11 protein-coding genes are annotated in these 12,226 nt (G+C 59.3%); 7 read left to right on the forward strand and 4 right to left on the reverse strand.

Going from position 1 to position 12,226, the window contains the following annotated elements:
• Nucleotides 1-155 precede the first annotated feature (155 nt).
• From ACVWZU_RS13495 to ACVWZU_RS13505, 3 genes are all read left to right on the forward strand, one after another.
• Nucleotides 156-1,430, forward strand: coding sequence for a GNAT family N-acetyltransferase (locus tag ACVWZU_RS13495; RefSeq protein WP_457445414.1), 1,275 nt, complete (start codon nt 156-158; stop codon nt 1,428-1,430).
• A gap of 48 nt (nt 1,431-1,478) precedes the next feature.
• A complete protein-coding gene (locus ACVWZU_RS13500) occupies nt 1,479-2,096 on the forward strand; it encodes an Npun_F5749 family FMN-dependent PPOX-type flavoprotein (protein ID WP_457388767.1) in 618 nt (205 codons plus the stop codon).
• Between the two features lie 338 nt (nt 2,097-2,434).
• On the forward strand, nt 2,435-2,911 hold the full coding sequence (locus tag ACVWZU_RS13505) for a hypothetical protein (RefSeq protein ID WP_457445419.1): 477 nt from the start codon (nt 2,435-2,437) through the stop codon (nt 2,909-2,911).
• A 263-nt stretch (nt 2,912-3,174) separates the two neighbouring features.
• Here ACVWZU_RS13505 and folD read toward each other — a convergent pair whose 3' ends face one another.
• The 3 genes from folD to xseA form a co-directional block, all read right to left on the reverse strand.
• Nucleotides 3,175-4,056: a bifunctional methylenetetrahydrofolate dehydrogenase/methenyltetrahydrofolate cyclohydrolase FolD gene (gene folD / locus ACVWZU_RS13510; protein ID WP_414344695.1), complete on the reverse strand. Its 882-nt coding sequence runs from the start codon at nt 4,054-4,056 to the stop codon at nt 3,175-3,177.
• Nucleotides 4,057-4,148: 92 nt separating this feature from the next.
• On the reverse strand, nt 4,149-4,385 hold the full coding sequence (xseB, locus tag ACVWZU_RS13515) for an exodeoxyribonuclease VII small subunit (protein WP_414331652.1): 237 nt from the start codon (nt 4,383-4,385) through the stop codon (nt 4,149-4,151).
• Nucleotides 4,366-5,595 (reverse strand): exodeoxyribonuclease VII large subunit, encoded by a 1,230-nt coding sequence (xseA, locus tag ACVWZU_RS13520; RefSeq protein ID WP_457402854.1) that lies wholly within the window; start codon nt 5,593-5,595, stop codon nt 4,366-4,368. The genes xseB and xseA overlap by 20 nt, the downstream gene beginning before the upstream one ends.
• 124 nt (nt 5,596-5,719) lie before the next feature.
• On the opposite strand from xseA, the gene ACVWZU_RS13525 reads away from it, so the two are divergent.
• Nucleotides 5,720-6,874, forward strand: coding sequence for an AI-2E family transporter (locus ACVWZU_RS13525; RefSeq protein ID WP_457388773.1), 1,155 nt, complete (start codon nt 5,720-5,722; stop codon nt 6,872-6,874).
• Between the two features lie 256 nt (nt 6,875-7,130).
• Here the strand turns inward: ACVWZU_RS13525 and ACVWZU_RS13530 are convergent, their stop codons facing one another.
• Nucleotides 7,131-8,654 (reverse strand): hypothetical protein, encoded by a 1,524-nt coding sequence (locus ACVWZU_RS13530; protein WP_457402797.1) that lies wholly within the window; start codon nt 8,652-8,654, stop codon nt 7,131-7,133.
• A 201-nt stretch (nt 8,655-8,855) separates the two neighbouring features.
• Here ACVWZU_RS13530 and ccsB point away from each other — a divergent pair, with 201 nt between their 5' ends.
• From ccsB to tig, 3 genes are all read left to right on the forward strand, one after another.
• Nucleotides 8,856-9,908, forward strand: coding sequence for a c-type cytochrome biogenesis protein CcsB (gene ccsB / locus ACVWZU_RS13535; protein ID WP_457402799.1), 1,053 nt, complete (start codon nt 8,856-8,858; stop codon nt 9,906-9,908).
• An 84-nt stretch (nt 9,909-9,992) separates the two neighbouring features.
• Nucleotides 9,993-10,376 (forward strand): LapA family protein, encoded by a 384-nt coding sequence (locus ACVWZU_RS13540; RefSeq protein WP_011431755.1) that lies wholly within the window; start codon nt 9,993-9,995, stop codon nt 10,374-10,376.
• Between the two features lie 76 nt (nt 10,377-10,452).
• Nucleotides 10,453-12,135 carry a trigger factor gene (gene tig, locus ACVWZU_RS13545; RefSeq protein WP_457445417.1) on the forward strand — a complete coding sequence of 561 codons (1,683 nt, stop codon included), beginning with the start codon at nt 10,453-10,455 and terminating at the stop codon, nt 12,133-12,135.
• Nucleotides 12,136-12,226: the final 91 nt, after the last annotated feature.

Consider the following 12,226-nt stretch of genomic DNA (forward strand, 5'->3'; position numbering starts at 1 on the left):
TAAACAGAAAGATCAACTGGTAGTAATCCGTACTGAACATATTATACATTATTTTCAGTATAGTTGAGCTTATTATTGACTAGAGTCATGCTCCCGGTTAGAAAAAGCAAGAGAGCCTGAGCTATGCTTTGAATATTCTCCCGCCTGCGATTGGCATGGACAACACCACAGCAAGACCCGACCCGGATGCCGAAGCCCCCATTGGTGCCCCTGACCTGATCATTCGCCCCGCCCAACTGGGGGATCTGGAGGCTGTGGAAGAGATTTTGGCGCAAGCCTTTGATGAAGAGTACGGCAGCCGCTCGGTGGATATTCGTCGCCAAGTGCGGCGGTTGCGCCAGTGGTATGGGCCCCTGAAAACCCTGACCCTGTTTCCCAATCGCTTCCAGCACATGTTTACAGTGCATGTGGCGGAGCTGAAGGGCAAGATTCAGGGGGTGATTCAGGTTTCTCCCTTCAACCATTCCCGCAGCACCTGGCGGGTCGATCATATCGCAGTGGCGCCCTCTGCCCAGCGACAGGGGGTGGGATCCCGGCTGCTCAAGCACTGCATGGAGCACTTTCGGGAAGCTCGCACCTGGATCCTGGAGGTGAACATCCACAACAAGGGGGCAATGGCGCTCTACCGGCGCAACGGCTTCCAACCCTTGGCTCAGATCACCTACTGGTCGATTCCAGCCGATATTCTGGCAGCTCTCAGCCAGCACGAGCCCAAATTGCCCAACCTGGTGCCGGTGACCAACCGGGATGCCTATGCCATCTACCAACTGGATACGGGATCCATGCCGGCCACTGTGCGCCAGGTGTACGACCGTGAGGTGAACGATTTTCGCACTAGCCCACTGGATTGGCTTTTGGAGCAGGCCAAATGCGCCATTAGCCAGACGGAGCGGGTGGAAGTGTGTGTTTACGAGCCCGAACGCAAAACCGCCATCGGCTACTTCAACTTGAAGTTGGATCGCACCGGGCAGCAACCTCATGTGGCCAAGCTTACGGTTCACCCTGCCTACACTTGGCTTTACCCCGAACTCATGGCCAAGATGGCCCAGCTTACTCAGGCTCATCCGCCGCAATCTCTGGCCTTGGCCTCCACCGATTACCAGCCGGAACGGGAGGAGTTCTTGCTGAAGCTGGGAGCCCAGGATGTAGAGCGGACGTTGCTGATGTCGCGTTCGGTGTGGCACAAAATCCGCGAAAGCCGCCTCTTTACCTGGGATAGTGCTTATCTCAACGCGATGCTGCGGGGATTACAGGTAAAGCAGCCAGTGCCGGAGCGGTTTGAGGGGCCGCCGGAGGGCTGGGTAGAGCACCACTTTCATCCCATTAGCCCAACCGAGCCAGATCCCAGCTCTGGTCGCGTCAGCGGTGTGGAGTCTTCACCAGGGCTCTCCAGAGACTCCCAATCTGAGGCTTCTCCACCCCCTAGCTAAGGGAGAGAGAGCCCCAATCCTGGCTTGCTTGCACCTTGCGAAAAACGGATGAAAGACCCGAAGGGCAATTCTACTGCGGATCCCTCTTGGCGGGCGCTGATTCAGGCGGCACTGCACCGGAACCGTAGCGATCCCGGTGTGCGGTATTTGCAATTGGCCACGGTGGATCCCCAGGGGCATCCGCGCAACCGCACGGTCGTTTTCCGGGGGTTTTTGGGCGATACCGACCGCATTCAATTGGCGGTGGATAGTCGTAGCGAGAAGATTCGACAAATTGCCCACTGCTCCCAGGCTCAGATCTGCTGGTATTTCTGCAAAACCCGCGAACAATTCCGCATTGCCGGCACCCTTGAGGCCATCGCCGCGGATCATCCGGATCCCCAGGCCCAGCGCCAGCGGCAGCAGTTGTGGCAACAGATATCGGAAAAAGGACGGCTCCTCTGGTTTTGGCCGGAACCCAAAGGGCCGCTCGCCCCGCCAGAGGCTTTTATTCAAGAGTTGCCGAAAGAGAAAGATCCGCTGCCCCCGCAGACTTTTGTGGCATTACTGCTGGAGCCAACAGAGGTGGATCACCTACAGCTTAAGGGGGATCAGATCTATCCCCAATTGCGGACGGTGTACGAGCGCACTTCCAAAGGGTGGCAGCGTCGGGCTGTGAATCCCTAAAAGGGATCCAAACTGGTTTCAGCCTGGTCTGGGGCGGGGGATCCCTTATTCCTTGTTCCTCCAAAGCACAGGGAATAGAGGAATGGACGTGTTAACGTAGCTGAACGATCGTGTTCTGCACGGTGGGGGCGTTATCCTCTGATGGAACTCTGTACGCGTATGGCTGGTCTATCAGGGGTAGGGCAGCAGTTGATGCCTTTTGTCTAACTCGACACGTATCACTTTGGCTTGCAGTGGTCTCGATGTGCGTCTTGATCTGCTCATTCGCTCAGGCTGTTGCCTCTTTTTTCGCCGGCGGCCCATTGCTGAACAGAGCTTTGAGGGGCAAGGGATCCCTAGTGTTGTCTGCCGCTCTGGTTGGGGTAGGGGTTCTCGTGCAGGGATTGAGAGCACAGACTCTGGAGAAACCGACGCTGAAAGCCTTGGAAGATTCTGTTGAGGGGAATGTTATCCCTGTTCTGCCCTCAGAGCCTGTCTTATCCCCCCAGGCTGTCCCCACCTCCGCCCGTACGGGACCCTTTCGGGTCGGCAATCGCACGCCCCATCCGGTTCGGCTGGTGATCTTGATGCGCAGCGGCGAACGGATGATCAATCCGGAAACGGCCCACTGGGACTTTGCCCCTGGAGAGGGGGGGAGCGAGGGATTGCTGCTGAGCTTGGGAGAGGAACCGCTGCAAATCGGCCCCGGAGACATTGTGGTGGCTTTCGCCCTGGATGGAACCCGCCGCTATTGGGGGCCCAATGTGGTGGGAGAGTCTCTGGCCCCGTTTTGGGATGGGGAGAGCGGCTCCTGGTCGATGATCTTGCAGCCTTAGGGTGCTCCGCGCGCAGCTTGGACATTTGCAGCGGTCACCTCAAACTCCTCTGGGGCAACTTCTCCATTCCTCACTCTTCTGGGCCAAAGGGGGAGGATCCAAGCAACAGAACATTTTGAGAACAGTCTCCAAACCATAGTCATTTCAAGCTAGATTGAGACACTCCCCAAGCGCTCTGTGCCGCTGCCGCGACCAACCCCAGCTCTTCTCCCAGAGAGAGAGGGAAGTTAGGGAACAATGCAACAGAAATGTTTCATTCCTGTTTAATAATGACTACACAAGTGGCTGCGCAGTTTATAGCTCTGTAGGGTGTTGGCCAGCAGCATCGTTACCGTCATCGGCCCTACGCCTCCCGGTACGGGCGTGATGGCAGCGGCCAACTCTTTGACCGCTTCATAGTCCACATCTCCCACCAATTGCTCGGCTCCGGTGGGGGTCTCGATGCGGTTGATGCCAACGTCGATGACCACCGCGCCGGGTTTCACCATGTCTGCCCTCAATAGGCGGGGGCGGCCCACGGCCATCACCACAATGTCGGCGGCGCGGGTCACTTCTGCCAAGTCGGGGGTGCGGGAGTGGGCTAGGGTGACCGTCGCATCGGCGGCCAACAACATCAAGCTCAAGGGCTTGCCCACCAAGATGCTGCGACCAACCACCACTGCCTTTCGGCCTGCAATCGGGATCCCTTCTGCCTGCAACAGGCGCATCACGCCCAAAGGGGTACAACTGCGTAGGCCGGGCTCGCCGCGCAACAGCCGGCCCAGGTTGAGGGGGTGAAGTCCATCCACATCTTTGCCGGGATCGATTGCCAAAAGGGGGGGGATGGGATCCCAGCCGGGGGGCAAGGGCAGTTGGACGAGGATGCCATCCACCCGCTCATCCTGATTGAGTTGGTCGATGGTGTCGAGCAAATGGGCAGGGGAGTCTTGGGCGGAAAAATGTCGGCCAAAAGAAGCAATGCCCAACCGCTCACAGGCCCGCTCTTTGCCACGCACGTAAGCCGCACTGGCGGGATCCTCTCCAACCCGCAGCACTGCCAATCCCGGTGGCCGCCCCACCTGGGGTATCCAAGCTTGCACTTGGGCGGCCATCTCCGCTTGCAAGCGGGCGGCTAAGGCTTTGCCATCGAGGATCTTTGCGGGCATGGGGGCGCAAGGATAAAGACAACCATCCAACGACCATCCATAGTGAAGCAGAATGGCGACAGCAGTGCAGGGGGAATGATCAGGTGGGATCCCTATGATTCGGGCAGGTCTTCTTCCTCTTGGCCCAATTGCTCGATGATGATCTCCACCTGCTGCCGCTTTTGCTCTAAAAAGTCCGCGCAGGTTTTCAGGGTTCGGGCGGCCTGTTGAAAGCGCTCCACCACTTCCGCCAGATCCAGTTCCCCCGATTCAATCTGGGCAATCAAAGTTTCCACCTCGGCAATGGCTGCTTCATAGCGCCACGGCTCCTCACGTTTGCGGCGGCTCATGGCTCTCCTCTACTCGTACCCATAGGCTTCCCGAGGCCAGTTGTATCATCAGGCGGGTTTGGGGAGGCAGGCGATGGGTGCGGATCAGGGATCCCTCTTCATTTCGCACCAGGGCATAGCCCCGTTTCAGAATGGCTTCGGGATCGAGCGCTTGGAGGCGATCTTGCAGGGCCTGTTGGTGCTGTTGGCGTTGCTGGAAGCGATGGCGCACGGCTTGGAGCAGGCGATGTTGGTGTTGGGTCAAGCGATCCTGAGCCTGTTGCAACAGCCGCTCTGGATGCACGTAAGCCAGGTGGTGTTGGGCCTGCTGCAAACGCTGCTGGGCCCTTTCCAAAGCTTGGCGAGTGCGTTCGATCAACTTCTGGCGCAACTGGGATCCCTGACGCTGCAATTCCCCCAGATCCGGCACGATCCGCTCGGCAGCTGCCGTTGGGGTATGGGCGGCGTAGTCGGCAGCGTAGTCAGCCAGGGTTTCATCCCGCTGGTGGCCAATCCCGGTGACCACCGGGATCCGACATTCGGCAATGGCTCGCACCACCCGCTCATCGTTAAAACAGGCCAAATCTTCGCTGGCTCCACCGCCCCGCGCCAAAAGAAGCACTTCCGCCCGCCCATCCTGTTCCACCCGGCGAATGGCCCGCACAATTGATTCCGGGGCCGCCTCCCCTTGCACTTGAGCTGGGGAGAACAGCACCCGTAGCCCGGGGTAGCGCTGGTTGAGGGTGCGCCGAATATCTCCCCAGCCGGCAGCGTGGGGGGAACTAACGACGGCAATGCACTGGGGATGAACAGGCAGAGGTCGTTGATTATCGAACAAGCCCTCAGCACTGAGGCGGGCCTTGAGCTGTTGAAATCGCAACGCCAACAGCCCTTCCCCGGCAGGCAGCAATTGCCAGATGACGAGGCGATAATGGCTGCCGCCGCTATAGATGCCAAGTTGCCCAAGGGCAAGCACCTGTTGCCCCACTTCCGGCCAGAAGCTGAGCCGGGAAGTTTGGCCCTGCCAGACCACCCCCTTGAGAACGTCACCGGTTTCCGGATCGACTAGGGTCAAGAACAGGTGGCCATTGCGGTTGCGCTGGCAACTGGAGACTTCCCCGCTCACCCACAGCCTGACCAAGTAGGGATCCCCGGCCAGCAGCGATTTCAAATAACGGGACACTCCCCCCACTGAGAGCAGGGGAGCTTCATCCGTGAGCAAAAACTCCATCCCACTGCTGCGGGCGGCTAAAGTCACTTCTGAAGGGACAGGATCGCGCATCCAGGGTTCTCGAATAGCGATGGGACTTGTCGGGATCCCATCTAGAATAGGCGACAACCGGGCGAGAGAGGAGGTGAGCTGGCGGGTGACCTTCGCCCAGTGGCTGGGGCTAGGGGCGCTGTTGGGCCTGCTAGTTCTGCTTTGGCAGATCCGGCAGATCCTGCTGTTGGTGTTCGCGGCCATTGTGTTGGCAGTAGCATTGGATACCTTGGCCCAGATCCCACAGCGCTACGGCTTTCGGCGTGGCCCCTCAATTGTCATCACCAGTTTGACGGTTTTGGTGGCCGCGATCTTGGTGGGGCTAATCGTGGTGCCCCCCCTGGCGGAGCAGTTGCGGCGGCTGTTTACCGATGGGGTGCCCGCCGGGATCGTGCAAGCGCAGCGGCTGTTCGAGAGCTTGATTCTCTCTTTGCCGACGGATATTGAGCTGCCGACGCTGCGGGAATTGGCCAATAGCTTGGTGCCCCAGGCCACCGAGTTGGTGCGACAGGTGCGCGACTTTTTCTCCGAGTCCTTCACTGCCTTTTTTGGCACCCTGCTCAACCTATTGTTTGTAATCATCCTCACCATTTTGTTGTTGGCGGATCCCCAAGCCTACAGTCGCGCTTTTGTCTCGGTTTTCCCGGCCTTTTACCGTCCCCGCATTCGCTACATCCTCAAGCGCTGTGAGCTGGCGCTGCGAGGGTGGCTGATGGGGATCCTGTTTACCAGCACCTTGGTGATGCTGCTGAGTGGGATCGGGCTGTGGATTTTGGGGGTGCCCCTGATCTTGGCCAATGCGGTGCTGGCGGGATTGTTCAACTTCATCCCCAATATCGGCCCCACCTTAAGCGTGGTGGCCCCCATGCTGGTAGCCCTCACGGATGCCCCTTGGAAGTCCTTGGCAGTGCTGGGGCTGTATATCCTGATCCAGCAGTTGGAAAGCAGCGTCTTCACCCCCATCGTTATGTCCCGACAGGTGTCGCTCCTGCCCGCCCTAACCCTAGTAGCTCAAGTTACTTCAGCCTTTTTCTTTGGGGTGCTGGGCCTGTTCCTGGCCGTGCCTTTGGCGGCAATCCTGCAGGTGTGGATTCAGGAGGTGCTAATTCGGGATGTCCTGGATCCCTGGCAGGGATCCCGATTGCGGCCCTTGCTCAGGTTGGAAAGTGGAGAGAACGGGATCCAAAGCTCCACCCAGGCGGAAAACCAGGATCCCATTCCGCGACCGCAATCGGTGCGAGAAGGTTGAGGGGGCAATGCTCCTGACTTGGCTCAACCCCATCAGCTTAGCCACACGACCGGCCCTTCCATTGGGCAGGAATCGACGTTCTCCCCACGGCTAGAGTCGGGGGATTCTTTCCCGTCGCTCCACGCTCCTCGCGCTTGACCGGTGTGAGAACGCGACAACTGGCAACTGCGCACCCAGGCAGAGCGGCATCGGGGAAACAGTGAGGCCCACGGCCCGCTGTGCGAAGGGCATTCTGTCAACCAAGGATTCTGTCCCGCTATCGCTCACCTGGCAAGGTTGGACTGTGGAGTCCCGGCGGGAAAAGCCGCAACCCCTGCTGTCGCACCCGCCGCTCCTGGAAAGGGATAGGGGTCACGCGCGGCAAAGGCGTAGCCACAGGCTGGGGAGTTGAAGTGGGCACAGCTTGCGGAGAGGGCTCTGGGCTGGGCTCAGGCGTAAGCTCAGGTTCAGGAGTGGCCACCACGGGCGGTGGCGTTGGAACAGCCGGGATCCCCTCTGGTGTCGGACGGGGGCGGCCCAGTTGAAAGCGCGGCTGGCGACGAGGTGCAAGCGTGGGCGTCGCCTCTGGCGTTGGAGTCGGAGTGGGTGTGGGTGTGGGCGTCGGGCTGGGTGTTGGCGTCGGAGTAGGAGTGGGCGTGGGTGTCGGAGTTGGCGTTGGCGTCGGAGTAGGAGTGGGCGTGGGTGTCGGAGTTGGTGTTGGCGTCGGAGTAGGAGTGGGCGTGGGTGTCGGAGTTGGTGTTGGCGTCGGAGTAGGAGTGGGCGTGGGTGTCGGAGTTGGCGTTGGCGTCGGAGTAGGAGTGGGCGTGGGTTCCGGAGTCGGTGTAGGTGTGGGGGTCGGACTTGGTGTTGGAGTCGGGGTGGGCGTCAGCGTTGGGGTGGGCGTGGGTTCCGGAGTCGGCGTGGGTGTGGGCTGCGGCTGCACAATGGCGAGGGCCTCTTCGGCTTTTAGCTCCCCCCGAACCAGCTTGGAGAGGGTGTCTTGGCCGCCAGGGGTGTAGGTGATCTCGCGGGCGGCGCTGTTGAACACATTGCGGATGGGATCCCCTTTGCTGTCCACCAGTTCCAGCACCATCACATTGCGACCGGGCCTGAAGCCCTTCAGATAAAAAGACTCCCAGCGATCCAGCAGGCCGGATTGGCCGTTGAGGGTGTAGCGGATCCGCCAATCCCGTGGCAAGTCACTCAACAGGCTCTCCCGCACCGGGGCATTGGCCAGCCAGAAATCCACCAAGATTGGCTCGGCCCCGTAGCTGCCTGTGGGGCGGTTGTAGGTGAGCAGGGGCAGTTGCGGCTGTGGTACGTACTCAGGGGTGGGAGCTAACACGTGAAAGCTAACCTGGGCATAGGCTTCAGAGTTTTTGAAGCTCTCGTGCCAGGGTTTGCCGGCAAACACCCGCAGAGTATGGGATCCCGGCTCCAAATCCTTGAAAACGAGGGGAGCATCGGCATCGTAATGGGCGATGTAGGGCCGGTTGTCCAGCACCACGTGCAGATGAGGGCCGAGACCCAATTGCGGATCTTGGAAAAGCGGATACCCTTGCACCGCGAAGCGAACGGTTACCTGCCGCTCTGACAACACCTCACCTGGCTTGGGGCTGAGGATCTGAACTTGCGGGCGACAATACTGCAAATGGGCATCCAGCTTGGCAATCTCCGGGGGAACCGGCACGCGCTCTAGCTGGGGAAGCTGTTCCTGCGGGGGTTTAGGCGGGGATCCCCCACAAGAGGCCAAAACGAGGGCGGCCAACAGGGCCAACAGACAGATCCACCATCTCAACAACCCCCACCTTCTCAACCTGGCATTTCCGGCGTGTTCTTGCATGAGCCTTACATCCCAATGCTCTTTGTATCCTGCCGAGCCGCAGACAAGCCATCCCCACATTACCAGCATGTGTCCTTTGGGGAAGATCCCTTCCCCCGCCCTAGAATGGGATCAACTGGCCTGGCTCAAGCCGGGTCGGAGACACTTTTGAGGTCGTGTATGGCTCTGTTGGCGATAACAGCTCTTGCGGGCATGGATCTGGCCCAGTGGCAAGCTCTGCTCAACAACGTGGCGTTTGCCATTTCTCTGGGGGCCATGCTGTTTTACTGGGGTGGGGCAGCTTTTCCCCAGGTGCAGCTTTTGGCCGAATTGGGCCTAGCGGGGATGATCGGGGCAAACTTGACGATGGCCGCCCTGTTGACGGCCCGCTGGATCGATGCAGGCTACTTCCCCTTGAGTAATCTGTACGAGTCTTTGTTTTTCCTGGCCTGGGGGATCACCGCTTTGCATTTGGTGGCCCTCTACTGGAGCCGCAGCCGCTGGGTGGGGGTCATGACCGCCCCAGTTGTAACCGGGATCGTGGCCTTTGCTGCCTTGGTGCTGCCGGAAGATATGCAGGTGGCCCAGCCCCTCGTGCCGGCTTTGCAATCCAACTGGCTGATGATGCATGTGACTGTGATGTTGCTGGCCTACGCGGCGCTGTTGGTGGGATCCCTTCTCTCCATCAGCTTTCTCATCGTCACTCGCGGTCAGGAAGTGCATCTCAAGGGCAACTCCCTCGGCCTGCAATTTCGCCCTCCCCAACCCCAAACCCATCCCGAATGGGCGGAAGCCACCCTGCCTTCCCCGGCTTCAGAACTGGCCTACGCCGGCCTCCGCTCCCCCCGTCCTGCCCCCTCGTCCGCTGAACTCCCCCCCCAACCGGCCCCCGAAGGGATCCCCTGGCAACGGCTGAGCCTGGCAGAAATCTTGGACAACACCAGCTACCGGCTGATCGGGCTGGGGTTCCCCCTGCTCACCATCGGCATTATCGCCGGCGCCGTTTGGGCCAACGAAGCCTGGGGTACCTACTGGAGCTGGGATCCGAAAGAAACCTGGGCCTTGATTACCTGGTTGGTCTTTGCCGCCTATTTGCACGCCCGCATCACCAAAGGCTGGCAAGGCAGACGCCCCGCCCTCTTGGCCAGCTTGGGTTTTGGAGTGGTTTGGGTATGTTACCTGGGGGTCAACTTTCTGGGCAAAGGCTTACACAGCTATGGCTGGTTTTTCTGAGGGAATTTTTCTCAAAAACCGGCCCGAGTTTATGGGTATTCTGGTGCTGGCAAGCCGTAGTGGATCCCTTCGAGGAGAAAAACGATGCGACTGTTCAACTACCTGATCTTGTTTTCAGCCCTCCTGGCCATTGCCCTCTTTGCCATGCAAAACGCCACCCCGGTCACGGTTACTTTTGCCCCCGGCGTCAGCGTTGAAAGCCCTCTGGTGATGGAACTTCTGGCATCTGCCGGGATTGGGGCCGCCCTCGCCTGGCTGTATAGCCTCTGGATGCGCGTACAGTTCAGCATCGAAGCCCGGGAAAAAAATCGGCAACTGCAGGAGAAGGAGGTCACCATCACCGAACTCAAGGAAATGGTGGTGGAGCTGGAAGCCAAAGTGAAGCAACTGCCTCCCAGCAAGCGTGCCGAACCCCAAGAGGACATCCAGGATGTGAAAGAAGTGGCCACCGAGGGATCCCCTGCCTAAAATCCCCAGGTTGACCCACAGGCCGTTGAGGTAGAATTGAACTTCTACTTGCCCCTCTCCCTAGCTCATACTTCCTATGCAGGTTATCCAAGAAAAACGCCCTGGCAGCCGGGTTGGCCTCAAAATCGTGGTAGAAGCCGACCGGGTGAAGCGCTCCTACGAAAAAACCTTGCGTCAACTGGAGCAGAATATCCAAATTCCGGGATTCCGCAAGGGCAAGGCCCCCCGCAACCTCGTTGTGCGGCAGGTGGGCCGCGAGCGCATCCTGGCCAGTGCTGTGGATGACCTGATCAGCGAGGCCATTCAACAGGCTTTCAAGGAAGCTCAGCTCACCCCCATCAGTCGGTTCGAGCTGGATGATGAGGTGGGTCAGCTCTTGGCTCAGTTCAACCCCGAAGCAGACTTCAGCTTCTCAGGATATGTTGAGGTGTACCCCGAAGCCCGCGTTGGCCAATACAAAGGGCTGACCGTTACGGCAACCCGTGTTGACGTCAAGCCTGAGCAAATTGACCAGCTCATCGACCGATGGCGGGATCAGCGGGCCACCCTCTTGCCGGTAGAAGATCGGCCTGCTCAGTTGGGGGATGTGGTGGTGATCGATTTTGCAGCCCGCGATGCAGAAGGCAATCCCCTCGACGAGATGACCACCCAGGACTTCCAGCTGGAACTCAAGGAAGACAACTTCATCCCCGGTTTTGTGGCGGGCATCGTGGGCATGCAGCTCGACGAAACCAAGGAGATCGCAGCCACCTTCCCCGACGACTACTTCAGAAAAGAGTTGGCCGGGAAAACGGTTACCTTCACTGTCTGCCTGAGGGAGATCAAGGCCAAAGAGCTGCCCGAATTGGATGATGCCTTTGTGCAAGAGATCAGCAGCTTTCAAACAGTGGCCGAACTGCGGGAGCACTTGCAAAAGCGCCTTGAACAGGATGCCCTGACACAATCTGAGGAGAACCTCGAAACCGCCATCCTCAACGCCATCCTGGAAACCACCGAGGTGGATCTGCCCGAGACCCTAGTCGAGCAGGAAACGACGCAACTGCTATCCCAAAGCCTTCACTCGCTGCAACAGCAGCAAGGGGTCACGCCAGGCGAGATCCGCAAGCTCCTGTCCCAACTGCCGCCTGAAACCCTCAACCAGTTGATGGAGCGCCACCGACCCGAAGCCATCAACCGGCTGCGGCGCACCTTGGCCCTGAGTGCCATCGTTCGGCAAGAGCAAATTGCCGTAGGTTCCACGGAGTTGGACGTGGAGGTGGAAGAGGTGATGGCGGCCTATGCCCAGCAAGGCCAAAAGCTGGATCGGGAACGAGTACGCCGAGTACGCCAAGCCGTCTATGAAAGCTTGCTGACCAACAAGGTGATGGCTTGGCTGAAGTCTCAGACCACGGTCAACTGGGTCGATAGCGAGGGGAATCCAACCCAGGCGCCCACTTCTTTGGCAGGCTCGGAGGAGAAGGTTGAAGTGCCAGAGGCCGAGTTTGAGGCCGATGGGCCAGAAGCAGAGGTATCTGGGATCCCTGAGGCCGTTGAATCCTCCTCAGAGACGGCTACGGGGGCGGAAACGGATGGAGAAGCTGCAGCTGCGGAAGCCGAGCCAGCTACAGAAAAGGCTGTAGAAGCATCCCCTGCTGAAACCGTCTCAGCCTCTGCGGCAGAGGCAACGCTCCCAGTTGAGGAGAAAGCGGCAGAGACCGCTACAGAGATCCCGGCAGCAGAAAAGCCCAAGCCAAGCAAAAAGGACAAAAAAGGCAAGTAAACTACCCGACACCCGCGCTATGCGCAGAGTGCGGGCTTTATCCCAATCCCCAGCGGCCCCAGGGGGCAGCTAAGTTTCGGAATTTCAGGCG

This window comes from Thermostichus sp. MS-CIW-26, from assembly GCF_054059115.1.

Bases quoted from the DNA above. Each gene is read 5' to 3' on its own strand.
- ACVWZU_RS13495 (WP_457445414.1), top strand. From the start codon at position 156: ATGGACAACACCACAGCAAGACCCGACCCGGATGCCGAAGCCCCCATT.
- ACVWZU_RS13500 (WP_457388767.1), top strand. From the start codon at position 1,479: ATGAAAGACCCGAAGGGCAATTCTACTGCGGATCCCTCTTGGCGGGCG.
- folD (WP_414344695.1), bottom strand. From the start codon at position 4,056: ATGCCCGCAAAGATCCTCGATGGCAAAGCCTTAGCCGCCCGCTTGCAA.
- xseB (WP_414331652.1), bottom strand. From the start codon at position 4,385: ATGAGCCGCCGCAAACGTGAGGAGCCGTGGCGCTATGAAGCAGCCATT.
- xseA (WP_457402854.1), bottom strand. From the start codon at position 5,595: ATGGAGTTTTTGCTCACGGATGAAGCTCCCCTGCTCTCAGTGGGGGGA.
- ccsB (WP_457402799.1), top strand. From the start codon at position 8,856: ATGGCTCTGTTGGCGATAACAGCTCTTGCGGGCATGGATCTGGCCCAG.
- ACVWZU_RS13540 (WP_011431755.1), top strand. From the start codon at position 9,993: ATGCGACTGTTCAACTACCTGATCTTGTTTTCAGCCCTCCTGGCCATT.
- tig (WP_457445417.1), top strand. From the start codon at position 10,453: ATGCAGGTTATCCAAGAAAAACGCCCTGGCAGCCGGGTTGGCCTCAAA.